Raw genomic sequence first — 24,545 nt, forward strand, 5'->3', positions numbered from 1 at the left:
CGAACGCAAGCCCGCTCGACCAAACGCAGAAAATTTATGGGAAAAGCAAAAGCATCAAGCAGAGCTTTCCCGCCGTGATGTACCTCAACCGATCGAGCGCCCTTGTGCTCGCGATTCAACCAAGCCGGTAACGTGCGGCGACTTGAAGCGCGAGCACAAGGGCGCCCTCAGCGTCGCAGCATCGATGTGCGAGCTTGGAATCATCAAGAGATCAAAATCGTCCATGGCGAAGGCGGTCTTGCCTGCGCATTTCGAGTCGCCGCACGTTACCGGCTTGGTCGAACTGCGCAGGCAAGACCGCCAGACCAACCGTAGAAAATTGAATGAAAAACCGACGGTTTTGTAAGCAATGATGTACCTCATCCGGTCTAGCGCCCTTGTGCTCGCGATTCAACCAAGCCGGTAACGTGCGGCGACTTGAAGCGCGAGCACAAGGGCGCTTTCTGCGACGCAGCATCGATGTGCACGCTGCGAGCCGAAACATCATGCCAAGCCAAGAAATCGTGTTCACCTAAATGAACCCGAAAATATTTCATTAAAAACCCATCGCAAACAGCCGTTTTTGCTGACCGCCAGCTGAAGCGGTGCTTACATGTTGACCGCTGTGGCTGTTAGCCTCGAAAGCCCCCCGCTGCTCAGAGGCCACTGCCATGTCCATCTGGAAAGATCAGTCCCCCGCCAAGCCCGCACCGACGCCTGCGCCCGACACCAAAGAGGCCAACCGTCCCAGTTTCGTTCCGCCCGAACCCGAACCCTTCCGCGCCGCCCCCACCCCGCCCGCGCGTACCGAGCCCGACGTCGTGCGCAAGGAATCCACCATCGCCGCCGACATCACCATCGAAGGCAAGATCGATGGCGCCGGCAGCGTCCGCATCCACGGCAAGTTCAAGGGCGACGTCAACGTCCAGGGCGACTTGACCATCGAGTCCGGCGCCAAGGTCACCGGCGGCGTGCATGCCGACAAAGTCATGGTCTCCGGCGAACTCGAAGGCAATATCGAAAGCGCCTCGCGTGTCGAACTGCTTGCGACCGGCGTCATCATCGGCGACGTCAAAGCCACCTCAATGACTGTTGCCGCCGGTGCCCGCATGCGCGGCCAGGCCGATTTCGGCTGGGACGACAAAGCCGGGAAGTCCGGCCGCAATGGCGGCCACGCGGAGAGCGGTTCGAGCTCATGAGCAATCTGCGCCCGGGCACTCCAGGGGCAACCCGCGAGTGCCCGCATTGCAAGGAAGCCATCCTCGAAAGCGCGGCGATCTGTCCGGGCTGCAAGCATCATTTGCGCTTCGAGCCCGGCGCAATCGCGACCGACCCCGGCACGCTGACGCCGCTGCGCATCGAAGGCAGCATCCGCCACCCGCCCGATGGCGACCCCTGGGAATACAACGTCGTCGTCTCGATCCGCAACGATCGCGGCGAGGAAATCGCCCGCAAACTCATCGGCGTCGGCGCGATCAATCCCAACGAAATGCGCACGTTCACCCTCGCGGTGGAAGTGATGCCCGTGAAATCCAAAAAACCGCTGAAGGCCGGCACAAGGCACTGAGCTTTCTTCGCGAAGGGCGGTCTTGCCTGCGCATTTCGAGTCGCCGCACGTTACCGGCTTGGTCGAACTGCGCAGGCAAGACCGCCAGACCAACCGCAGACAATTTATGGGAAAAGCAAAAGCACCAGCCCATGCTTTTCCGCAGTGGCGTACCTCAACAGACAGAGCGCCCTTGCGTCCGCGATTCAACCAAGCCGGTAACGTGCGGCAGTTCAGAGAGCGAACGAGAGGGCGCCAATCGCGACGCAGCATCGATGTACGAGCTTGGAATCATCAAAAGATCAAAAGCGTCCATCGCAATGGCAGTCTTGCCTGCGCATTTCGAGTCGCCGCACGTTACCGGCTTGGTCGAACTGCGCAGGCAAGACCGCCAGACCAACCGCAGAAAATTTATGGGAAAAGCAAGGGCATCAAGCACAGCTTTCCCGCTGTGATGTACCTCAACAGACAAAGCGCCCTTGCGTCCGCGATTCAACCAAGCCGGTAACGTGCGGCGACTTGAAGCGCGGACGCAAGGGCGCCAATCGCGACACCGTTGCGGAATGCGAGCTTCCCCTCAGCGCAACTGACTATCCTTGCTCCCCCGCCGGTTGTACCCACTGAACCCATCCCCTTCCGCATCGTGGATTTCCTGACAGGAAACGCAGCGACGCACGCCCGGCACAGCCTTGCGCCGTGCCGCGGGAATTTTTTCGTCGCAGTCTTCGCAGCGCAGCAGTCCCGGGCCTTGCGGCAGCTGGCTGCGCACCCGCTTGATGCCGTCCTTGATCGTCGCATCGATCTGGTCTTGCACGGCGCCGTCGCCGGCCCAGCCGGTAGCCATGGCTGTCTCCGCAAATCCTGAAGGGGAAGGCGATTTTACGCCTTCCGCCCGAAAAGGTCCGCTGAACCGCGGCCAGCCGCGTTCACCAAAGAGGTTTGAGGACCATCAGCAGCCCCACCAACCCCGCCGCCCAGATCACCGTGCGCAGATACGGAATGCCGGCCGCATACACCGGCACGTAGGCCACCCGCGCCCAGAAATAGATCTGCGCACCCAGCGCCGTTTGCCCGTCGTTCTTCTGCAACAGCGTCACCAGGAGCACCGCGACCGCGAAAAACGGGAACGTCTCCAGGAAATTTTTCGAGGCCCGATCCAGCCGCCCGGCCACGCCGGTCAGCGGTGGCGGCACGCCATCGCGCGGGCCGGCATTCCAACCCAGGCCACGCTGTTGCGTGGTCAGTGTCGCGGCCAGGCCGATCTGCACCAGACCCAGCACCATCGCCCACACCAACATCTTCAGTTCGATGCTCATTCCTACCTCCCGTCGTGATTGCGTTCGCCACGTCGCCTTCCCCGGCGGCGTGCCCCGGCCCAGCCTACGCTACAGACCGGCTCAAGGACGAACGATCGGCTCGAGCTGCAGTTCCACGCGCGTGGCACTCGCACGCCCCGGCTTCGCCGGCACGCCCGCGACGACAATGCGTTTGTTCGCCACGCCGGCATCGGCGAATTGCCGCGCCAATGACAGCGCCCGCTGTTCGGCCAGGCGCGGATTGCTCAGCGACGCGGCATCCACCGGGCTGACCCGCACCGAAACGAGCACATTCCGGTACTCAACCAGCACCTTGTTCAGGGCCGCCATCGATTCGCGCGTGCCCGGACCCAGCTGCGATCCCGTTGGTTCGAAACTCACCTGTCGCGACAGATCGAGCACGAGGCGCTCACCCTTGCGCGTGACGACGACATTCCGGCCCGCGACTTGCCGCAGACGACCTTGCAGCACATCGAGGTAATAGCCGACCTCGGACGCGGCCAGCGCTTCGCGATCGTTTTTCCCCAGCGTCTGTCGGATGCGCCGTTTTTCCTGCTCGTAGCTGGCCGGCGCGAGTACGACGAAGGCCGGCGCCGGCTCGGCGACCGGGGTGACCGGCACGACTGCCGGCGGCGGCCGCGGCGTCGGCGTTGCCGGCGGCGGTGTACGCGCGGGCATCGTCGAGCAGGCCGACATCCACAGGATCGTCATGGCGAGCAAAGGAAGCCAGCGATAACGGGCACGGCCCCGGGGCGCAGACTCAGGGATGGGATCGACGATTGGCGCGGAAGAACTCAATGAACGCTCCTGCAGGCAAGGGTTTGCTGAAGATGAAGCCCTGTCCGTACGACACTCCGTGCGCCAGCAGCCAGACCACCTGATCGGGTGTTTCGACACCTTCGGCGACCGTCGCCAATCCTAGGGACTTGGCCATCTCGATGACGTGAACGATCACCTGGCTGGTCGCCGCCTCCGTGCCGATCGCGTCGACGAAGGATTTGTCGATCTTGAGCACGTCCAGCTCGAAACTCTGCAGGTAGGAAAGGCTGGAATAGCCGGTACCGAAATCGTCCACGGCCACCTGGTGCCCGCGATCGCGGAATGCCCGGATCAGCGCGCGCGAGGTGTCGCTGTTGACCAGGGCGCGTTCGGTGATCTCCAGTTTCAGCGAATTCGTCGGTAGCCCGGCAATCTCCAGGCAACGCGCGACCTCGGTCCCGATGCGGTCGTTTTTCAGATCGTCCGGCGCGAGATTGAGGTTGATGCTGATGGCGGGAAATTCCTTCAGCACCTTGCGCATCTCGCGCACCGTGGTGCGCAATACCGCGATCGTCAGATCCTGGACCTGACCCGACTCTTCGGCGACGGGAATGAAAACATCCGGGCTCACCGCCTCGCCGCCGTCGCGCTCCCAGCGCGCCAGGGCTTCGGCGCCGACGCAGCGACCGGTCTTGAGTTCGATGACCGGCTGGTAGTGCACGCGGATCTCGCCTTCGGCGAGGGCATCGCGCAACTCCGTGGCGAGACTGAGCTGATGGCGGGAATAACGCAGGATCAGATAGATCCACGCCGCCACGAGCACCAGCCCGACGCCGGCGCCGATCGCCAGCGACTGCGCGTGGCGATGCCAGAAATCGTCGATCGGTTCGATGGCGACGATATCGATCGGCAACAGGCCATTGCGCGCGAAATGCGAGACGACGCGGCCCTGCGCTCGATCCATGGTCACGCCCACGGGCAGGGTTTCCGGCAGCGGCAACTGCGCGCCGACCGGGCTCGAGGCCATGCGCAGTTTTTCCACCCACAGGCCTGCTTGCCGGCGCTCCATCGGCCCCAGGTCAAGTAGCAGGCTCGGGTCGATCGCCACGTCGTGGTCGCCAAAGCGCATCAAGAACAATTGCACGCCGCCGACATCGGTCTGCGGACTCGGCCACCAGGCGATCACGCCGGTGTCGTAGATGCGGTCGGCGCGCGTGGGCTTGAGGCCCTCGCCGGGCACGAATCCCACGCCGCATTGCCGTTGCGCCGCGTGCCAGTAGCCGATCGCTCGCACATACGGGCGCGACACGGCGGCGTCCTGCAAGGCGCGCAGGTGTTCGGGCGAACAGCGCTCGGCGGTCAGATGATCGAAGCCTGCGAGCATGTCGCGCGTGTCGAGGAAAATATGCTCGGTGCGCCGGCCCAGGGCATCGGCGAGACCGCCAGCATTGGCTTCTTCGGCGTTGACCGATTCGTTCCAGAGAAACCAGACGATCGACCCGAACAACAGCGCAACGCCCACCAGCGCCGCGAGCGCCGAGCCGAACATGATGCGGCGCCGACGCAGCATGCGTGCCTAGTGACCCGAGGGAGCTAGCAGGAAGCTGGACGCGAAGGTATCGCCGGGCAGCGGCCGGCTGACTAGGAAGCCCTGCATCTCATCGCAGCCCAGACGGCGCAGGATCTGCCGCTGGGCCTCGGTCTCGACGCCCTCCGCAACCACCTTGTGCTGGAAGGAATGCGCCATGTTGACGATCGTCGACACCAGGGCCTCACCCTGCGGCGTGGCCGTCATGTCGTTGACGAACATGCGGTCGATCTTGAGCGTGTCCATCGGCAGCTTCGACAGATAGCTGAGCGAGGAGAATCCCGTGCCGAAATCGTCGACCGCGATCGTCACGCCCATGTCGCGTACCGCCTGCAGGATCGCGATGTTGTGGGCGACGTCCTCCATGACCAGGCTTTCCGTGATTTCCAGTTCCAGCCCCGCCGCGGCGCGCGGGTCGACCGACAAGGCCTGCCGCACCTCCTCGACGAAACTGCGCGAACGCAGTTGCAGCGGCGACACGTTGACGGCGATGCGCACCGAGGCCAGGCCGGCATTGAGCCAGCGCAGGTAGTCCTCGATCGCCTTGTGCATTGCCCAGCGGCCGACGTCGAAGATCAGGCCGGTTTCTTCGAGCACGGGAATGAACAGCCCGGGCGGCACCAGGCCCGTCTGCGGATCGTTCCAGCGGATCAGGGCTTCGCCGCCGGTCAGCGCTCCATTCACGAGATTGATCTTGGGCTGGTAGTAGAGGACAAACTCGTTGCGCTCCAGCGCCTGGCGCAGGCGCCCCTCCAGCGACAGGCGCTCGGCGACGCGCTCGGTCATCTTGTGCGCGAAGAACAGATAGCGGTTGCCGGTGGCCTTGGCCTTCTTCAAGGCCGCTTCGGCATGGCGCAGCACCTCATCGGCATCGCTGCCGTCGTCGGGATAGATGGCGATGCCGAGCTTGATCGAGACATGCAGTTCGTTGCCGCCGACGTGGAAGCTTGGACTGAACACCTTCGCCATCCGCTCCTCGACATAGCGGCCGACCTGCTCGACATTGCCCATGCCCGGCGCGTAGATGGCGAAGCGGTCGCCACTGATGCGCGCGAAGCGATGAATGCCCTCGCCGTCCAGCCGGCCGAAACGCGCCGCGAGTTGCCGCAGCACCTCGTCGCCGGTCTTGCGGCCCAGGGCGTCATTGATTTCCTTGAAGCGCTCGATGTCGACCACGAAGACCGCGGTCTTGACCTCGCTGTCCCCGGTGGCATGGATCTTCTGCTGCAAGCGCTCGAGGAACGAGGCCTGGTTGCCGAGGCCGGTCAACTCATCGTAACGCGCGAGATAGGCCAGGCGCTCGCCCCGTTCGATATGTCCGATCGCGAACGCGATGTCATCGGCCAAGCCGGTCAACAGCGCCAGCTCCTCGCTATCGAAGAAGCCCGCGCCGGCGGCATAGAGCACCAACACGCCCACGGCCTCGCCATTGACCAGCAAGGGCAACACGATGCGCGAATGCGCGCCCGCCGCGAACGGTTCGTGCGCCAGCATCACGCGGGAATCGTTGCGCAATTCATTGGATACGATCGTCCGCCGCTGGCGTACGGCCTGCGCCACCGCCGTATTCGCACCGGTGGCATCTTCGCGCAGCGGAAAGCTGTCGTAATTGTCGGCCAGGAAGCTCGCCGAGGTGCCGGCCGATGCCGCTGGAATGACCTGCCGCTGCCGGCCGTCGACCAGGCCGATCCAGGCGACGCTGTACTGCCCGAGTTCGACCGCGATACGGCAGGCGTCGCGGAACAGTTCCGAACGCTCGTGCACGCGCACGGTCAGGGCATTGATGCCACTAAGCACGGCGTAGACGCGATTGAGTCGCTGCAGGCGCCGCTCCGCTTCCCGCCGCTGGGTGATGTCGCGGATGAAGCCAGTGAACATCGGCGTCGCCGTCTCGCCGATCGGCGCGATGGTCAGCTCCATCGGAAATTCGCTGCCGTCGGCACGCATCGCGTCGAGTTCGATGCGCTTGCCGAGCACGGGCCCCTCGCCCGTGGCGAGGTAGTGCGCCATGCCGCGGCGATGCGCGTCGCGAAATCGCAGGGGCACGATCAACTCGTCCATTGGCTGGCCCAGGGCCTGCGCGCGCGTATAGCCAAACGTCGTTTCCGCGGCGGAATTGAATTCGACGATGTGGCCTTCGTGGTCGATCGCGATGATGCAATCGAGCGAGGATTGCAGGATCGCCGCCTTCAGGCCCTCACTCTGGCGCAGCCGTTCCGCCGCCTGGGCCACGGCGGCCTCGGCCTGCCGCTGCTCGGTGATGTCCTCGCCGATGCTGGAAACGCCGACGACCTCGCCGGTTTCCGAACGCAGCACGCAGTTGTTCCAACGCAACAGGCGACGCTCGCGCGTGCGCGTGTACATCTCGTTTTCGACGTGCCAGGCCTCGGGAGCGTTTTCCAGCAGGGCCGCGAACGTCGGCTTCCTGTCGCCGAGTTCGGCCGGCATGAAGGTCTCGAACCAGTCGCGCCCCAACACCTCCGCCAGCGTCCACCCGGTCAGGCGCAGCAGGTACGGATTGCAGTAGGTGATGCGCGCCTCGCGGTCGAGCGTCACCGAGGCCAGGTGCATATTGCCGAGCATGTCGCTGAAACGGCGTTCGCTCTCGCGCAGCAATTGCATGGCACGGCGTTGTTCGGTGATGTCGCGGGCCAGTACCGCGATGCCGATGACCTGCCGCTGGTCGTCGAAATACGGCACCTTGTCCAACTGCAGCACGTGCTCGCGTCCGTCCTCGCCGGTCAGGGTCTGCACGATGCCCAGCTTGGGCCGGCCCGAGGCAATCACTTCCAGGTCATCGGCGTAGAACGCATCCGATTCATTGGGATAGATCTCCGCGGCAGACCGACCCTCGATCTCGCAGACCGCGCGACCGGCCGCAGCCGCGGCGAACTGGTTGATGCGCAGGATGGTGTTCTGCGTGTCCTTGAACCAGACCATCGCCGGCATCAGGTCGAACAGGACACGCAGTTCGGTCTGCTGGCGGCTCAGCACTTCCGCGATGCGCATGCGCTCGCTGATATCCACATGCATCACCACCACCCCGGCTGGCTGCTCCGGGCCGATGGGCGTGACCGTCAATACGAACCAGCGCTGCATCGCCGGCGAATGGCAGGGATATTCGAGCGAGTAATGCGGCGCTTCCCCGGAAAGCACGGCGCGGATACCGGCGGCGGCATGCCGGGCGAGCAAGGCATCGTCGCCTTCGGCCTCGTCGCAGATGTCCAGGTAGTTCGTGCCGACTTCATGCCCGGGGCTGTGCCGGCGGTTGGCGTCGCCGAAATCGCGCCAGGCCTGGTTGACCGACGTGATGACGCCCTCGGCATCGAGCAGGGCGATGTGCGCAGTCAATGCGTCCAGGATCGCCTGGCTTCCGATCTCGGCATGGCGGAGCGGACGCAAATCTCTCATCGGGGTCCCCAGCGGGTTCCGGGTGTTGGACACCGCCGAGCACCAGCCTACGCCGGTTGCGTGAACTTGGCGTGGGCCGATCGCGCCCGTCGTCCGCCGGTCGTGTGATACGGCGCCCGGTTCGGTCAAATTGCCTGATGCCGGCACGCGTTGCCGGTCTGTGGGACAATCGCGCCCCCTTACTCCCACCCGGAACTCGCCATGAAGAAGGCTCGCAACCGCCGCCGCGCGGCTCGTCTGCTGAAGTCGCGCTAAACCCGCGCTGCACGGACGACCAGGGGCCAGAGGAGATTCGCGACAGCGCGGGTCCCCTCTGGCCCCTTCTCTTTGGCTCCGGCGGCCGTTGTTCGGCTTGAAAATTGTGGGAGCGCTCCCACAGGGTCCGCTCCTGCAAAAAGCGAAAACCCGGCACACTGCGACGATGCACCGACCGCACCGTCTCCGCCTCTGCCTGCTGCTCGCGCCGATCCTCGCACTCGCCAGCTGCGATACCGCCGAACCGCCGCCCAGCCCCGATCAGGTGCGCGCGCAGATCGTGCGTCTGTTGCCACCAAAGCTCGCCGACCGCCAGGGCTGGGCGACCGACATCTACGCCGCATTCGAGTCGCTGGAAATCCGTCCGGTCACGCCGAACCTGTGCGCCACACTCGCGGTCATCGAGCAGGAATCGGGCTACCGTGTCGATCCCGTCGTGCCGGGCCTGGCGAAAATCGCGCGCGACGAAATCGATCGCCGCGCGACGCGGATGCATATCCCCTTGTTCGTCGTGCAAGGCGCACTCGGCTTCGACTCGCCGAACGGCCAGACCTACGAAGCCCGCCTGGCTGCCGTGCGCACCGAGAAAGACCTCAACGATATCTTCGAGGACTTCATCGATTCCGTGCCGATGGGCCGGCGACTGCTCGGCGGCGTGAACCCGGTGCATACCGGCGGTCCGATGCAGGTCAGCATCGGTTTCGCCGAGCAGTACGTGAAAGCGCGGCCGTACCCGTATCCACTCGCCGAGGACGACACGGTGCGCGGCGAGGTGTTCACGCGACGCGGTGGCGTGTATTTCGGCGTCGCACATCTGCTCGGTTACCAGACCTCGTATTCCTCGCTGCGTTATCGCTTTGCCGATTTCAATGCCGGGTTCTACGCCAGCCGCAATGCCGCGTTCCAGCAGGCCGTGAGCATCGCGGCGGATGCGCGTCTGGATCTGGACGGCGACCTGATCGGCTACGGCCGCAAGAAGAAGGACATCGGCGCGACCGAAACCGCGCTGCGTTCGCTGGCGCCCGCCCTGAACCTGAGCCATGCGCAGATCCGCCGAGCGCTGCAGCGGGGCCAGACACTGCGCTTCGAGAAGACCGAGCTCTACGAACGGGTCTACGCCCTCGCCGAACAGAAAACCGGCAAACCGCTGCCACGCGAGATGATGCCGCGCATCCGCCTCGACAGCCCCAAGATCACGCGCCAGCTGACCACCGAATGGTTCGCCACGCGTGTCGAAGGTCGTTACCGCCAGTGCCTGGCACGCGCGCGCAAATAACCGGCGGGATTACAGGAATTTCGCGACGCCGAGCTGGAGGCCCTTGCCCGGCAAAGCCATCAGCGTCGACGTGCCGTGCGCGATCAGCTCGTCTTTTTCGTCGAACACGCTCGCTTCGGAATAGCTGATCTGACGACCGGCGCGCAGGCAACGTCCTTCCGCGCGCAGCTTGCCGCCGGCAACGGCTTTCAGATAATTGAGCTTGAGGTCGACGTTCACCAACCCGGCGTCCTCGGGCAAGCGCAGGAAGCCGGCCCAGAAGGTCGCGGTATCGATCAGGGTCGCGAGCACGCCGCCGTGCACGATGCCGAAAGGCTGCATATGCCGTTCGCCGAGTTCGAGCACAATGCGGCAGGCATCGAATTCGATCGAAGCGATGCGCATGCCGATGAGGTTCGGGTACGGCGACTGGCGCACGCTTTCCTGCAGGGCATGGAGGTAGACGGGGTTCGGGCTCATGGCGAGGTCGCTGCAAGGGTCGGTAGCGCAAAGTTTACCGCGAGTCGCTAAAGTGCCGTGCACGCGTCGCACTCCCTGCCCTCACTCCGGATCGCCGATGAAATTTCTGCCGCAGATCGCCCTGCTCTCCTTCGCGGCCCTGCTGCTGCCGGTCACCGTCGCAGCGGCCGATGCCGCTAACGCGGCGGACCCCTTGCTCGAGCGCATGGCGGCACTCGACGGCGCGGTGTTCGACGCGTTCAATCACTGCGACGCGCCCGGTGAGCTGGACAAGCATGCGGCGTTCTTCGCGCCCGACGTCGAGTTCTATCACGACACCGGCGGCGTGACCTGGACGCGCGACGCGATGATCGCGAACACGCAGAAATACGTTTGCGGCCATTTCCGTCGCGAACTCGTGGCCGGCAGCCTGCGCGCGTACCCGGTCAAGGATTTTGGTGCCATCGTCCAGGGCACGCATCGCTTCTGCCAGTTCGACACCGGCGCCTGCGAAGGCATCGCGGATTTCTCAATGGTCTGGCGCGAAAAGGACGGCCAGTGGCAGATCACGCGGGTGCTCAGCTACGGCCATCGCGAGAATCATTGACTCAAGGTTAGGGGCGGCACGGCCAGGCTGCGGTCCATGTCGGCGCTGGTGCCGGTGAGCATGTTCGGCGGCAGATGGCCGACGTCGCCGGCGGCGATGACCTGCATGCTGCCATCGGCCTTGATGCGGATCGTGGTGATACTGGCGTGGCCGACCGACATTTCCAGCCAGGCCTGGCTGTCGACGCCGAGCGCGCGCGTGATCAGGTAACGGATCACGTTGCCGTGGCAGACGAACAGATCGGTCTGACTCTTGCCCTGCGCTGCCCGGAAATACGTCGCGAAGATCCGGTCGAGCTGCGCCTGGCAGGCGGCCAGGTCCTCGGGCGTTTCCTTGGCCATGATGTCCGCACGGCGCGTGGGCGGCGTGCATTCTTCCAGATCGTCGACGACGGTGAACGGGCGGCCGGGGAAATCCTCGCCAATCACCGCCGCCGTATCGCGGGCGCGCTGCATCGGGCTGACATACAGCGCATCGAACGCCAGCGGACCCCGGGCCAAGCGCGCGCCGGTCAGGTGCACCTGCGCCACGCCGAGCGGTGACAGGCCGGGCCCACGCGCGGGATCGGCCGCGGGATCGGCCACGTAGTGCCCGTGGCGTACCAGCACGATCGTATGCACGACGGGGGCAGGCGCGGGTTTGTCCGCGGCCTGCGCCAGGCCTGCGCTCAGCAGAAGCAGAACACCGATGAGTTTTTTCATGCCCCGCTCAGCCCGCCAGCATCGGCGTCTCAGTCCCCGGTTGATCCCTCACGGCGTCGCTGCCGTACTGCATCCAGCGATACGCGACGATGCCGGCGAGCCAGACGACCGGGCCGGCGAAGATCAGGCCGATGAAGCAGGCAAGCATGCCGGCCATGACGATCAGGAAACTCAGCAGGGCCAGCACGAACAGATTCACGCGGCTGTTTTCCGTGAGCGTGGAGCTGTATTCGAAGGCCGCGATGACGCCGAGGTCGCGGTCGACGATGGCGGTGAGGAACTGGCCGTAGCGCATCGCGATGTAGATGCCCGGAAAGATGAGCAACAGGATGCCGATCATGAAGGCGATGCCGAACAGCAGCGAGGCGCCGATCGCGCGCAGCAGCTTGCTGCCTTCGCCAAATAGCATGCCGACCGAAACTTCCCGGCCCGAGACCAGATTCAGGCCCACGCGCACCAGCCCCAGCTGCAGGAAGATCGAGAACACCTGCAGGATGATCTGCACAAACATCGACAGCACGATGCGCACCGCACCCGGCTCGACAGGGCCGCCCTGCTCGCGCGAGGTCGCCACCGTGATCATCATGTCGATGATTCCCCAGATGAAACCGGGGCCGGACACGCAGATGAAATACACCAGGCCGATCAGGAAAATATTGAGGTAATAGCGCTTGGTCAGATCGAAGCCGCGACGCACGCATTCCATCGCATCGATCGGCTGGCTGCCCGGCACGATTTCCGCCAGACCAATCGTCGAGGCATAGCTTGGGTCGTCCCAGCGGCTTTGCGGCGCGGCATAAGGATTGGCGCCGCCGGACGCCACGGGCTGCGGGTGCGCGGGCGCGTCGAACAGTTCGCGCATTTCGCCGGCCAGCTTCCAGCCGGACATCGTCGAATTCCACACGCTGTCCACCGCCGGATCGATGCCGCCGGTCCGCACGAGATGCTGCAGCTGTTCGAAGCTCACCGGGCCGTGCTGCTGGCCGCCGCGGGCGTAGTACCAATCGGTCATGGAAGAGCCCCTGTCTGGAATGCGTCGCCGAAAACGAGAAAACCGCGCCCGATCCTGCGGCCGGCGCGGTCTGTTCGACGGGGAGTATTGCGCAGAACGGCGGCGGCGGCCAAGCACCGGCCGCGTGGGGAATCAGTCCTCGGTGCCGGGCTTTTTCGGGGGCTGCAGCTGCGGGTGGACCTCGGGAATCATCATCGCGGCGGCCGAGCCGTACCAGACGTGGTATTCGGCGACCATTTCGCCATTGATGATGACCGGGTCGGTGGCGACCAAGCGCTTGGCTTCCTCGATATCGGTGACCGCGAACAGGAACAGACCGCGCCAGCCCGCCGGGTCGTCGGAGAACGGACCGGCGGTGACCAGTTTCCCTGCCTTGGCCAGCCGGCCCATGTTGGCGAAATGCCCCGCGAACATCGCATCGCGCGCCTCGCCGTCCGGTACGCGCGTGGGTCCGGTTTTCAGGATCACCAGGATGTAGGCGCGCATGCCGCGTTCGTCGGCACCGAGGCGGGTGGCGAGGTCTTTATCGTAGGTGGGTTTTGCTGCGGGGACCGGGTCGGCGGCGGACGCGGCGAAGGACAGCACGAGCAGGCAGCTGGTGGCGAGGGATCGGATCATGAAGAGCGTTCCTTGGTTGATCGATCTTGGGTTTTGCAACGGCTTATCGCGGTCAGGCCCGCTCCCACAAGCTACGCAAGATCCTGTGGGAGCGGGCCTGACCGCGATGCTCTCTCTCAGCTCCTGGCATCCGCATGCCAAGCCGCCAACAACTCCGCTTCGCGCTCGCGCGTGAGTCCATCGCGCAGTTTCGCCTGCCGTTCCGCCGGCAAGCTGCCGAACCAGGCGAGCAGATCGGTGACTGTCGTCGCCAGCGGCCGGAAGGTCAGGCCGGTCGCGATTGCGCGTGCATTGCTGACATCGCCATAGCCTTCGAAGGCATTGTTCTTGGCCGGCACCCAGATCGGCGTCTCGACTTTCTGTTCGTCCAGGAAATCTGCCGACACATGCGTCATCGTCACGCCGCCGCCGGTGACCGCCTGGCAGCCGTGCAGCATCGCGTCCATCGACATCGTGTAGTTGGGGCCGACGGCGTTGAACACGCCGGTCGTGCCGGTTTCGGCCAGACGCACCATCCATTCGGCGAGATCCCGGCCATCGATGATCTGGATCGGATCGCTGCCGTCGCCGGGCACGAGCATCTCGCCGCCCTGCGCCACGCGATGCGGCCAATAGGTGAAGCGGTCGGTCTCGTCGCGCGGGCCGACGATGTAGCCAGGTCTGACGATGGTTACATTTTTGCCGAACTGTTTATGCGCTTCCGCCTCGCTCAAGGCTTTCAGCGAGCCATACAAATGTTCGATATCGGCGCGCAGCGTTTCCTGCGTCTCGGCCATCGCGTCCTTGCCCGGATATTTCGCGAGCGGCGCGTCCTCGGTCATGCCGTGTTTCGTGCCGTCTTCGTAGACCGAGATCGTCGAGATGAAGAGGTAGTGCCCGACCTTGCCCTTGAGCACCTTGCCGGCATCGCGCACCCAGCGCGGCAGGCTGGTCGGGTTGTCGATGCAGACATCCCAGGTGCGACCTTCGAGCGATTTCAGATCGCCGGTATTGCGATCGCCATGCAGTTGCTCGACTTCGCCCGGCCATTCCGGCGATGGCCGCTTGCCGCGATTGAACAGCGTGATCTTGTGGCCACGCGCGAGCGCGTAATTGACCTGGAACGGCCCGGTGAACCCGGTACCGCCGAGGATGAGGATGCGCAGTGGTTTCGCCGCGCGCCCGACCGGCCCGGGCAGACCCGCGGATGAGAGCGTCGGCACCATCGTGGCAGCAGCGGCGAGCGCGCTGATCTTGATCAGTTCACGGCGGGTCAGCGACATGCGATCTCTCCCTGGCGGCATCGAACCCGACAGATACCACTTTCCGCCCCCACCCACCTAGGCCAGAAGTCGTGGTTGTGGGAGCGGGTCTTGTGGGAGCGGGACTTGTGGAAGTGGGCCTTGTGGAAGTGAATCTTGTGGGAGCGGCCCTTGTGGGAGCGGGCCTGACCGCGATGCCTTCAATTCAAATCAAGGCAACTTCTTCTCACCCACCAAATCCCACCCCTTCCACTCGCCGGTGCCCAAATCCACCGACACCAAATGCGGAACCCGACTCGTCACCCCGTCTTTCACCGACTCCTCGTCCCCCATCACCACCAACCGCCCCGGCAACAACCACGTCGACACCGGATTGATCGTCCCCGTCTCACTGAGCGGCAACCTCGCCTCCCACACTGGCTTCAACTCGGCATCCAGTCGCGTCAAGGCCAAGCGCCCCGCCTGATCGATGCGCGTGCTGTGCCAGACCATCAGCCCGTCCGGCGCCGTCATCGTCAAGGCTGTATCGATCTTGCTGGGATCCTTGAAGAAGCGGCCTTTCAGATACACCGGCGCACCCGCGATCGGCTCCAGCTTGCCCAGCCGCGGAAAGCGCTCATCGAAACGCTGCGCCTGCACCACGGTGCCGCGATGGAACGTACGCCGCGCCTGCGCGCCTTCATCGAGCACGGTGTACGGATAGCGAAAGCGCGTACCGAATTCGTCATGCAGCGCATCGGCGGCTTCGCGCTCGGTGTACAGGCCGAGCCACTGCCCGCCCAGCGTCGCCGTACGCGCGGGCACCTCGCCGATCGGCGGGCGCATCGGCACGATGCGCTCGCGGCCATTCGCCTCGCGCTCGGGCTCCGGCGCCACGATCGCCCGCGCCACATAGTCGCTGGCCTTCAGGTCCGCGCCACGGATCACCATCTGACGCGCATCGGCCGTCATCAGCACCAGCCCGCCATCGAACCCGAAATACTTCGACTCCACCGGCAACAGACCCACCAACGCGGGATTGTTCTTCTCAATCGCCACGGCATCACCGACCACATGCCCGTCATGCGCACTCACCGCATACGGCGCATTGCCGATCAGCAACCAGACCAGCTCGCCGTCCTGCCCGAGCATCTGCGCCTCGACATCGGAGCCGATCACGCGCGACGGCGTGGTACCACGCGCCTTCGCATCGCCCAGCGTCACCAGCCGCTGCGTCCACGCCGGCTGCGCCGTCAGCGGATCGAACGCCTTGATCGAAAAATGGAAATACGTATCCGTGCGCCAGCGCCCGCTGCTGCGATTGCTCCCGCCGACACTGACCTGCCGCGATTCTTCCTGCTTGCTCAGCACCCACAGACGCTTGTCGCCGGCGTCGTCGACCAAGGCGGGGCGGCCTTGGATTTCAGGGGGATCGAAGTGGGATGTAGTGCAGGCGGAGAGGAGCAGAGCCAGGCCCAGGAGCAAGATGTCGCGGATATTCATCTGTGGCATCGGGGCGTTCTCTCGCGGTGGCCGAAAAGTGGGCAGGCTCTGGGGACAACGGAAGCGCGACGAAAGTGAGGACGAAAGCAGGAAAAGCCACGCACTCTTACCTGGCGCCCCGCTTTGCCTCCTACTTCGATGCGCTTTTCACGCCGAAGTCGTCGTCCAGTGCATCTGCCAGCAACATCTCGTAAGTATCCAGTCGCAGGGTCGTCAATACCGACCACCAACCGATGCCATACAGGGCAATGAGAACCAAAGCTGCGAGCAATTCAAGATAGTTGGGAATGCCTTCCCACTTGAAGCTGCGGAACTGAAGGAACAAGGCCGCGAGGAGAGGAAGTATTCCCAACCGCTCCACACCACCGCTCAACAGGCCGAGCTTTCGCTTCATTCTCTCGCCGCGACGCCGCACGTACCCCAAGCATCCTCGAAGAACCGGCGAGGGATATCCTCGCAGCCATTCGATGAACTTTCGATGGAGCGAATAGTCAGCGTCCATGTCGCGCGCAAAGTTGATCTTGCCATTGCGCAGGCTCTGCCACTCTCGGCGGGCAATGATCGTTACAAGTACTGCGAAAGCAGCCAGCTCCAGAATGAAGCCGCCGACCACAAGCACCACTTTCCAATTGCCGACAGGAAGGAAGACACCTAGGTAGGCGATGAGCGCACCCGAAAATCCCGCGAAGAAGGAGTACTTCTCCCACTTCGTCTCGAATACCGGGATGTCAGGGGAATATTTGGCGACTTCCTGTTCAAACAGGACGAAGGTGAATTCTGGGCGGTCGGGGCGCATAGGCGCAGTGTGTTCAAAAGCCGGCGATGGCACAACCAGCCCCCACGTCAGCCCCTACCTGGTAACCTGGCAACAGGGGTGCTTCGGCCATGACCAACGCTGTTTTTACAATGTCAGAAAGTTCGGCTTATGACGATCAGCCGGAACTGCGCTATCACTTCCCAAAAACCTATCTTCGCCAAGTGCAACTGGCCCTAGGCGACGGTATTGTTTACTACGAACCGCGTCGCGACGATGGACCAAGCAGCTCCGGCGGCCGGCAAGCCTATTTTGCGACGGCATTTGTAGATCGCATCGAACCGGACGAGCGCCGGGCAGAACATTTCTATGCCTATCTGAAGAATTACACCGAATTTGATTGCGCCGTTCCGTTCCGGGAAGGAGATATCTATAGGGAAGCACTGCTCCGCAAGGATGACGGCAGCACCAACAAAGGGGCATTTGGCCGATCGGTGCGGCAACTACCTCGCAACGAGTTCGAAGCAATCGTTCAACTAGGACTTTCGCATCAGGCTGAGCCTTGGGAGCTGACATCTGGCGTCAATGAAGATGTCGTTCCGGAGTATGTCACTCGACCGATTGTCGAACGCCTGGTCTCGCGCAAGTTCCGCGACGAGGTGTTCCGTCGCCATGTGCGCGCCGCATATGACAACTCCTGCGCCGTCACAGGTCTCAGGCTGATTAATGGCGGAGGGCGACCGGAAGTTCAGGCAGCCCATATTCGCCCAGTGGAAGCTGATGGGCCAGATACCGTGCGCAATGGCCTGGCACTAACAGGCACCATCCACTGGCTGTTCGACAGAGGACTACTATCACTCGATGATCAGTGCCGCGTAATGCTATCGCCGCAAGGTCTGCCCGACGACCTGGATCGGCTAATCCCATCCAATCGCATGTTGCGACTGCCTGCGGCTCCAGAGCTACGACCTCATCCCACCTATCTCTCTTGGCATCGCGAATTTCGTTTCAAGAGATAGCCAGAGGAGCCGGATGAAACTCTACTCTGACCCCGGTTTCCCTGCTTCCGTGTCTACAAGGGTCGGAAAAAAGTAATGATACCGCTGGAGAACAACGCACCGCATCTTATCCTCGCCTACTCTGCGTGAGGCTGAGGGTCAACGACTCGACGCCAACTAGCGCCTTTCAGTGGACCCCGCTAGAGCATGCGCGACCGGGAGCAGGAATCATATCCCGCGCGTCAAGACTGGGCACTGCGCGCGGCTCCACATCCCCAACTAGTCCGAAGCCATTCACGTCATCGCGCAGGCGACTGTCCATAGAAACAATTATCTTGCGGAAGCTTCTAAAAACCGTCCGAGCTACAAGCACATCGGGCGGATTGCAAGTGTAGTGATAGTGCCTATCCATTCCCTCGAACGCAGCGAGAGTCGCCTTGTTTATCTTGGCGTACCTACCTTCTTTGACCAAAGATTGCAGAAGAGCCGCCACAAACGAAGACCCCTGCCCAGAGTATTCGGTCAATAGGCGCTGGGACACGCACAATGACCCGCAGCAATTCAGCCAAACAAATAGCGCCTTTGCGCCACGAGCACCAGAGGCCCCATAGAGCGCCATGATGTTTGTATCAACCACAACATCATTCTGAGGCATGGTCGTCGTCCCCCATCACCGTCATGGCTAGATTGAACGTGTCTACGGAGTATGTAGAAAAGAACTCCTTCGGCATGCCTGAAAGGGTTCCATCTCTCTTCATTGTTACTTTGCTTACACCCGACGGATTCTGCGTCGTTTCCGATCCGCAATAGTAGATAACGACATCACTTTCTTGAAGCTCATTTCTGGCAACCAGAAGACGAAGTCTATTGATCAGATACTCGCTGTGAGTCTCTACAACGTACTGCCGTTTTTTAGAACGCGACGAGAAATAATTCCCAAGCAGCGCCTGACTCGATGGGTGCAGATGGATCTCTGGTTGATTCACCATGAGCATCCCGCCATCCTCGAGCGCGGCGTCTGCCACGAGCATTGGCAATACTTGCGAAACTCCAAAGCCAACATCAGCAATGGTATCCGGGAACTGCCTCCCCTTCGGTTTCACCAGCAACTTTAGGAACTCTCCAAGCTCTAACTCTGCATTGAGATCAGTTGCCAGCTCAAGATTTACCAACGCCTGCTTCACTTCAACGAACCGGGGATTTCTATTTTCCTTCCAGAGAGCCAGCGTATGAGACATGGATTCGCCGTAAGGATCAGCGGTGAAATTCTGCCGTGCTACGGAGTAGTACCGCGAAGGATGAGCTCTAACGGGGCCCAAGTAGCTGGATTGACCGCGAAGAACGTCAAGGGCTTTGTAAACTTGATTTCGGATAGGAACAAAGAATGGCCTCCCTTCAAATTCTGAAAGTGACAGACCAGCATCTGCCGAGGACGACTTTATTCCCTCTCGCCCTATCTCTACGCTCTCAGAAAGCAGGTCTACTAGCATCCCAGTGGCCGGCCCGCTGTCCTCTCTAATGGCGGAGACTAGCTGCGCGACTGACTTCTGATCACTTGGCCTGTTGACCTTGGCGAGCTCAATAAGCGTATCGATGAGTCGCTTTGAATTTCCTGCCAATAGTGATTGTGTCGGATCTATCTTCAATTTGAACTTTCGATCTTTCTGATTCCATTCAATTGATATCGATCCGGACTTTCCTGTTGAACAGCTGATGCTTCGAGGAAAGAGGTTTGGTGAGTCGTCAGCCACCTTGAAGGTGCCGCCAGCTGAATATTCTTCGCCCCCCAAACTAAATTTAATGTGTATTCCGAAGGAGTGTTTCGCGTTGTGTCCATGCACAACATTTCTATAGCTTCCCAATTGGGTTAACTGACCGTTGAGAACAAAATCAAACGGAAATCCTCTTTCACTTTTTGACTGAAGGACTCCATTTATCGCTTGCAGAATGCTAGATTTTCCGGAGCTGTTCGCACCAGCAAGGATGGTAATTCTTGAAAAGTCGATTGTTACCTGCCTGAATGCCCTGAAGTTTTCTAGCCGCAATTGCTTGAGCATTGTCGCCATCCCCTTCCAATTCTGGCCAGCACCAATGTGCACACGCTTACCACTCCACTACGCTTGAGGCTTCCGCAGGGCGAGTGCGATTAAGCCCGCCTAAAACCCGTGAGCTTGAACGGATTGTTCGTGGGACGCAGTTAGCACCCACAACTCCCCTCAACCCCCACCCCAACCCGCTGCCCCTCCGCCTCAACATCCACCTCACACTGGTACGACGTCGATTCGCAGCTCTCGCTGGTGCTCTCGGCACAAGTGACGGTCGCCTTGCAGTCGATAACGGCTTTTGTCCGGTCACCGGCCAGGGTGAACACGGTGCGGTCGCCTTTCTTGAGTTCCTGATCGGCGTCGGTGTTGTCGGGCGTGACTTCGCTGACCAGTTCTAGGCGGCGCGTGCGGCCATTGAGCTGGATGGGGACGTGTTTCTCTTCGCCGAACTCCCAGCCGATGACCGTGCTGCCGCCGCCGGGGCTGCGCTTGGGAGCATAGAAGTTGCAGCTGCAGCCTTGGATTTCTTTTTCGACGAGGGGCTGCGGGAGGAGGCTTAGCGTTAGGGTGCCGTCTTCGGAGCTCGCGACTTCGTCGCCGCTGAGGATGACTGGGGTGGTGGTCAGGGCGAGGAGGAGGATTAGGGGGTGCATGGGGGCACCATCGCCAATTATTGGGGGTGGTGCAAGGTGGGAGGGTTATCGCGGCCGGGGGGGCGCTCCCACAAAGGCTGCTCCCGCAAGAGGCGGTCCCACAAAGGTTGATTCCAGCATCAGTTGCCGGTGGTGGGGAGGTTGCGGACGTCGGGGATGGGGATCTGGTGCCAGGGCTGGTCGAGGTGGTCTACCGATTGCCATTCGACGTGGTAGTCGCCGAGGGCGCTGCCGGGGTCGGGGATGTCGATCTGCCAGATCGTCGTGGTGATCGCGCCCATCGTGCCGCTGTCTTCGGGGCAGCCCCAGGGTTTGCCGGTGTCGTCGGTGCTGGTCGTGGAATCGGCGCGGCTGATGACGGGTTTTTCCTTGACCGTGCGCCAGGGTTGCACGAGGCGCGCGCAGATCGGGCGTGTGTGCAGATTGCTGAAATACGTCGGCACTTCGCGGCCGTGGTTGATCCAGTTCGCGCGGCGCAGGCGCACGCCTTCGAGGCGCGCGACGGCGGCTTCGTCTCCGGGGTCGCGCACGGGCCAGCGATACCAGCGTGTGCGCGTCGTGCGGCCGAGTGAAATGCTCGGACTGTCGCCCCAGCCGACGCTGCTTTCGTAGCTGACGGTTTCGCCAACGATCAGCGCGCCGCTCCAGTCCTGGCCGAGGCGCAGTTTTTCGTAGCGGAAATCGTCCTCGCCCACGTCGTCGCGCGCGTAGCTGTATATCCAGCCGTTGCGGCAGTAGTACTGCGCGTCTTCCTTCAGCGTGATGCTGTGGCCGAGGCCGCCGAACCGTCCTTCGCCTTTGGCCTGTTCGCCACGCGCGGCGAGCATGCCCTTGGCATTGAGACCGAGGTCCAGACGCAGCCAGGAGCCGTCGTCGGCCTGGGTGATGCGCGCATGGTGATCGCGCCAGCGGTCCATCGTCGAGCCCACGCCGAACATCACGAGGAATTCCGCGTCCATGTCGGTGTAGTCGCCCTCGAGGTTCGGGCAGGACACGCCTTTGCGGCCGATCAACATGCCTTTCTTGCCGGGCCAGTCGTCGGGGTATTCGTCGCGGCTGCAGCCGGTCAGCGCGGACATCACCACGATCAACGCGCCCACCCGCCGCCAGCGCGGCGTGCCGGAGCGTGGTGCCCGGTGCGTGGATTCCAACGAGGGATCGATCGATCCGCCCTGCTCCGGTGTTCGCATGCATCCCCGCTTCGGATCGATGTAGGTCGTCGTCGGAATCATAACCAAGATCGGTGCGCGTTCACGGTGGCCGTCACGCTTTCGACGCGACGGGACTGACAGACGCCGGGCGCGCCTGCTAGCGTTCCGGTCCAGCCCGATTCCCGCCGCGAGGAGATGCCCCGAATGACGCCTGCCCTGTCCTGCCGTGCGCTCGCCCTGGCGGCGTTGATTGCCATGATGTCCCTCGCGCCCGCCCACGCGGCGACTGCACCCGCCGCACCGCGATCCGAAACGCGCGTCGGCCTGAGCGAGGCGGACTTCAAGGCCGCGAATGCGCAGTTGTTTGCGCAGGGCCTGCGCCTGGTCGACATCACCGTCGCCGAAGTCCAGGGCAAGCCGGTCATCGGCGCGACCTGGTGGTGGAACGAAGGCATGGCGGCGGGATCGACCGAGCGGGCCAAGCTATTGCAGCAGCAGATCTATCTGAAAAAAAGCGAAGACGAGATCCACGCGCTCGCGCAGCAGCGGCAAAGCCAGCCGGAAGTCATGGACAGCTACAGCGCGGGCGGCAAGGTCTGGTTCGCGGCCGTGTTCGCGCCGCCCGGCGAAACGCCGCTGCAGCCGGTCGGCCTGTTCCTGACCGATGCACAGGTCGGCGCGATGCGCGACGAGGCGCGGCCGGCCGGGTTCGACGTCATCCGTCTGGAGTTGTACGCCGGTGCCGGCGGCGCCCGTTACCTGCCCGCCTTCGCGCCGCGGCCCGCAGCCGAGCTGGACTTCGCCCAGGAATCCACGGCCCTCGGGATGCAGGCCCGCGCGGCGGGCATGACGATCGCCAACAAGTCGCCGCTGTCGGTGTCGGTCCTGGAAACCAAACCCGGCGACCGCAACAGCCTCGCGTTCGTCGCGTCGTTCGACCAAGTCATGGGGCGCAAGCTGCTGCTCATGCAGACCGTCGCGGAGTTCCGCCAGTCGCTGGCCGAGGTCGGCATGGTCTCGGACCTCGACAGTTATGCCCTGCCCGAAGGCGTGCGCTATTCGGCTGTCGTGGTCCCGGCCGCGAAGAAGGTCAACACCGACGCATACAAGACGATGGGCGACGGCCTCCAGCAGATCATCAACCGGCAGTAGCACGTCGCAAATCCGGAAAATCGCGCGCGTTTCCGGATTTGAGGCGCGCGGGCACGGGGGTGGCGGGCAAGGTGACTGGGAATCTCACCCTGGAGCCGTCATGACTCGTCTTCTCGCTGTGGCCCTCGCGGCCCTGTTTCTCCTTTTCCCGGCGCTGGCTTCAGCCACCGCCCCCGCCCGCCTGACACCGAAACAGGCCGCGCGCGAACTGCGCCTACTCGAACGCGCGCTCACCGATCTGCATCCGGGCCTGTATCGCTATCAGACCGAGGCGGGATTGGCCGCGGAATTCGCGGCGGCCCGCGCGCAGGTTGCCGAGGGCGCGGAGCCGGGCGAGATGTTCCTGCTGGCCACGCGTCTGACCGCATCGGTGCGTTGCGGGCATACGTGGACGAACCCGCTCAACCAGAGCGAGGCGATGCAGGCCGTGCTCGCAGACCTGCCCGCCTTGCCGGTGCGCGTGCGACTGCTGCAGGGGCGCTTGCTGGTGACAGCGAGTGCCGATGCGGCGATGCATCGCCACGACGAGATCCTGGCGATCGACGGGCGTTCGGTGACGTCCCTGGTGGCGGAGCTGATGCCGTATCTGCGTGCGGACGGCAGCAGCGACGGTAAGCGGCTGTCGCAGATCGACTCGGTCGCCGAGGGCGGCGTGCTCGATCGTTTGCTGCCGCTGCTGCATGCGCCGCAGGACGGCGTCTATGTGTTGCGGCTGCGCGCTGCCGCGGGCGGCGTCCGCACGGTGCACGTACGTGGCCAGCATGTTGCCGATCGCGAGAAGACCTTGCTGGCCGCGGGCCTCGCCGAAGAAGACATCCGCTGGCGACTGACGTTCGCCGGCGACACCGCGACGCTGACCTTGCCGACCTTCGCGTTCTGGAACAGCGAGTTCGACTGGCGCGGCTTTCTGCAGCGCAGCTTCGACACGTTGACCGAACGGCATGTCACGCGCCTGATCATCGATCTGCGCCAGAACGAGGGCGGCGATTCGGCTGTCGGCAATGCCCTGGTGTCGTATCTGATCGCGGCGCCGCATGCGCTGCCGGTCGGGCGCGTCGAGTCGGCGTACGAACGCGTTCCGTATGATCTGGCGCACTATCTCGACACCTGGGATTTCAGCTTTTTCGATCGCACGGGCCTGGTCGAGCGCTCGCCCGGGCAACGCAATTGGCGCCTGAAAGCACAGCCCGCGCCGGTTGTGCTGATGCCGCGTGCACCGCGCTTCGCCGGCAAGACGATTGCACTGATCGGACCACGCATGAGTTCGGCCGGCTACCTCGTCGCCCGCGACCTGCAGGCGAGCCACGCCGCAACCCTGATCGGCGAACCCACCGGCGGCAACCGCCGCGGCCTCAACGGCGGCGAGCTGGCCTGGCTGACACTGCCGTATTCGGGCGTGTCGATCGACATCCCGCTGATCGCCGCCGTCTACGAGGGCGCACCGGATACCGGCGTCACGCCAGACCGCGTCGTGCCCACGACGATCGAAGACGTGATCGCGGGGCGGGATGCGGTGATGGCGGCGGCGCGGCGGTGATGGCGACGGCGAGCGCTGAGGGCCAC

22 protein-coding genes are annotated in these 24,545 nt (G+C 63.3%); 7 read left to right on the plus strand and 15 right to left on the minus strand.

The genetic code is table 11. The features are described 5' to 3' along the window. Positions 1-650: 650 nt before the first annotated feature. Together G467_RS0100215 and G467_RS0100220 are read left to right on the plus strand one after the other, a co-directional pair. Entirely contained in the window at positions 651-1,178 is a 528-nt protein-coding gene (locus G467_RS0100215; protein WP_022967717.1) for a bactofilin family protein, read from the plus strand. After that, positions 1,175-1,546, plus strand: coding sequence for a hypothetical protein (locus G467_RS0100220; RefSeq protein ID WP_022967718.1), 372 nt, complete (start codon positions 1,175-1,177; stop codon positions 1,544-1,546). The genes G467_RS0100215 and G467_RS0100220 overlap by 4 nt, the downstream gene beginning before the upstream one ends. A gap of 556 nt (positions 1,547-2,102) precedes the next feature. Here G467_RS0100220 and G467_RS0100225 read toward each other — a convergent pair. The 5 genes from G467_RS0100225 to G467_RS17215 form a co-directional block, all read right to left on the minus strand. Next, on the minus strand, positions 2,103-2,369 hold the full coding sequence (locus tag G467_RS0100225) for a DksA/TraR family C4-type zinc finger protein (RefSeq protein WP_022967719.1): 267 nt from the start codon (positions 2,367-2,369) through the stop codon (positions 2,103-2,105). A gap of 82 nt (positions 2,370-2,451) precedes the next feature. Continuing rightward, entirely contained in the window at positions 2,452-2,841 is a 390-nt protein-coding gene (locus G467_RS0100230; RefSeq protein ID WP_022967720.1) for an MAPEG family protein, read from the minus strand. 81 nt (positions 2,842-2,922) lie between these two features. Beyond that, complete coding sequence (locus tag G467_RS0100235; RefSeq protein ID WP_022967721.1) at positions 2,923-3,552, minus strand: hypothetical protein; 630 nt, start codon at positions 3,550-3,552, stop codon at positions 2,923-2,925. A gap of 49 nt (positions 3,553-3,601) precedes the next feature. Further along, positions 3,602-5,170 (minus strand): EAL domain-containing protein, encoded by a 1,569-nt coding sequence (locus G467_RS0100240; RefSeq protein WP_022967722.1) that lies wholly within the window; start codon positions 5,168-5,170, stop codon positions 3,602-3,604. Between the two features lie 6 nt (positions 5,171-5,176). Beyond that, the gene (locus G467_RS17215) at positions 5,177-8,599 is read right to left on the minus strand and encodes an EAL domain-containing protein (RefSeq protein ID WP_081644519.1); all 3,423 of its coding nucleotides are present in this window, start codon (positions 8,597-8,599) and stop codon (positions 5,177-5,179) included. A gap of 421 nt (positions 8,600-9,020) precedes the next feature. Between G467_RS17215 and G467_RS0100250 the strand changes: the two genes are divergently transcribed. Beyond that, positions 9,021-10,130: a DUF1615 domain-containing protein gene (locus tag G467_RS0100250; RefSeq protein WP_022967724.1), complete on the plus strand. Its 1,110-nt coding sequence runs from the start codon at positions 9,021-9,023 to the stop codon at positions 10,128-10,130. A gap of 9 nt (positions 10,131-10,139) precedes the next feature. Here the strand turns inward: G467_RS0100250 and G467_RS0100255 are convergent, their stop codons facing one another. Beyond that, positions 10,140-10,589: a PaaI family thioesterase gene (locus tag G467_RS0100255; RefSeq protein WP_022967725.1), complete on the minus strand. Its 450-nt coding sequence runs from the start codon at positions 10,587-10,589 to the stop codon at positions 10,140-10,142. Positions 10,590-10,686: 97 nt separating this feature from the next. Here G467_RS0100255 and G467_RS0100260 point away from each other — a divergent pair, with 97 nt between their 5' ends. Further along, complete coding sequence (locus tag G467_RS0100260; RefSeq protein ID WP_022967726.1) at positions 10,687-11,175, plus strand: nuclear transport factor 2 family protein; 489 nt, start codon at positions 10,687-10,689, stop codon at positions 11,173-11,175. Here the strand turns inward: G467_RS0100260 and G467_RS17220 are convergent. The 6 genes from G467_RS17220 to G467_RS17230 form a co-directional block, all read right to left on the minus strand. Then, on the minus strand, positions 11,169-11,876 hold the full coding sequence (locus G467_RS17220) for a histidine phosphatase family protein (protein WP_022967727.1): 708 nt from the start codon (positions 11,874-11,876) through the stop codon (positions 11,169-11,171). The genes G467_RS0100260 and G467_RS17220 overlap by 7 nt on opposite strands. Positions 11,877-11,883: 7 nt before the next feature. After that, positions 11,884-12,888, minus strand: coding sequence for a DUF4339 domain-containing protein (locus G467_RS17225; protein ID WP_022967728.1), 1,005 nt, complete (start codon positions 12,886-12,888; stop codon positions 11,884-11,886). Positions 12,889-13,020: 132 nt separating this feature from the next. Next, a complete protein-coding gene (locus tag G467_RS14850; protein ID WP_022967729.1) occupies positions 13,021-13,506 on the minus strand; it encodes a YciI family protein in 486 nt (161 codons plus the stop codon). A 116-nt stretch (positions 13,507-13,622) separates the two neighbouring features. After that, positions 13,623-14,768: an NAD-dependent epimerase/dehydratase family protein gene (locus tag G467_RS0100280; protein WP_022967730.1), complete on the minus strand. Its 1,146-nt coding sequence runs from the start codon at positions 14,766-14,768 to the stop codon at positions 13,623-13,625. Positions 14,769-14,957: 189 nt separating this feature from the next. Further along, positions 14,958-16,229 (minus strand): PA2928 family protein, encoded by a 1,272-nt coding sequence (locus G467_RS14855; protein WP_033397143.1) that lies wholly within the window; start codon positions 16,227-16,229, stop codon positions 14,958-14,960. 130 nt (positions 16,230-16,359) lie between these two features. Next, entirely contained in the window at positions 16,360-17,025 is a 666-nt protein-coding gene (locus tag G467_RS17230) for a hypothetical protein (protein ID WP_022967732.1), read from the minus strand. A gap of 89 nt (positions 17,026-17,114) precedes the next feature. Between G467_RS17230 and G467_RS17740 the strand changes: the two genes are divergently transcribed. After that, positions 17,115-18,002: an HNH endonuclease gene (locus tag G467_RS17740; protein WP_081644520.1), complete on the plus strand. Its 888-nt coding sequence runs from the start codon at positions 17,115-17,117 to the stop codon at positions 18,000-18,002. Between the two features lie 620 nt (positions 18,003-18,622). Here the strand turns inward: G467_RS17740 and G467_RS17745 are convergent. The 3 genes from G467_RS17745 to G467_RS0100315 form a co-directional block, all read right to left on the minus strand. Beyond that, positions 18,623-20,038: an AAA family ATPase gene (locus G467_RS17745; RefSeq protein ID WP_162140734.1), complete on the minus strand. Its 1,416-nt coding sequence runs from the start codon at positions 20,036-20,038 to the stop codon at positions 18,623-18,625. 140 nt (positions 20,039-20,178) lie between these two features. Next, complete coding sequence (locus G467_RS0100310; RefSeq protein WP_022967736.1) at positions 20,179-20,679, minus strand: hypothetical protein; 501 nt, start codon at positions 20,677-20,679, stop codon at positions 20,179-20,181. A gap of 119 nt (positions 20,680-20,798) precedes the next feature. Next, positions 20,799-21,869: a hypothetical protein gene (locus G467_RS0100315; RefSeq protein ID WP_155844802.1), complete on the minus strand. Its 1,071-nt coding sequence runs from the start codon at positions 21,867-21,869 to the stop codon at positions 20,799-20,801. A gap of 165 nt (positions 21,870-22,034) precedes the next feature. On the opposite strand from G467_RS0100315, the gene G467_RS0100320 reads away from it, so the two are divergent. Next, positions 22,035-22,982 (plus strand): hypothetical protein, encoded by a 948-nt coding sequence (locus G467_RS0100320; RefSeq protein WP_022967738.1) that lies wholly within the window; start codon positions 22,035-22,037, stop codon positions 22,980-22,982. Between the two features lie 100 nt (positions 22,983-23,082). After that, on the plus strand, positions 23,083-24,519 hold the full coding sequence (locus G467_RS17235; RefSeq protein ID WP_162140735.1) for a S41 family peptidase: 1,437 nt from the start codon (positions 23,083-23,085) through the stop codon (positions 24,517-24,519). Positions 24,520-24,545 lie beyond the last annotated feature (26 nt).

Source organism: Arenimonas oryziterrae DSM 21050 = YC6267 (genome assembly GCF_000420545.1).
Taxonomy (GTDB): domain Bacteria; phylum Pseudomonadota; class Gammaproteobacteria; order Xanthomonadales; family Xanthomonadaceae; genus Arenimonas; species Arenimonas oryziterrae.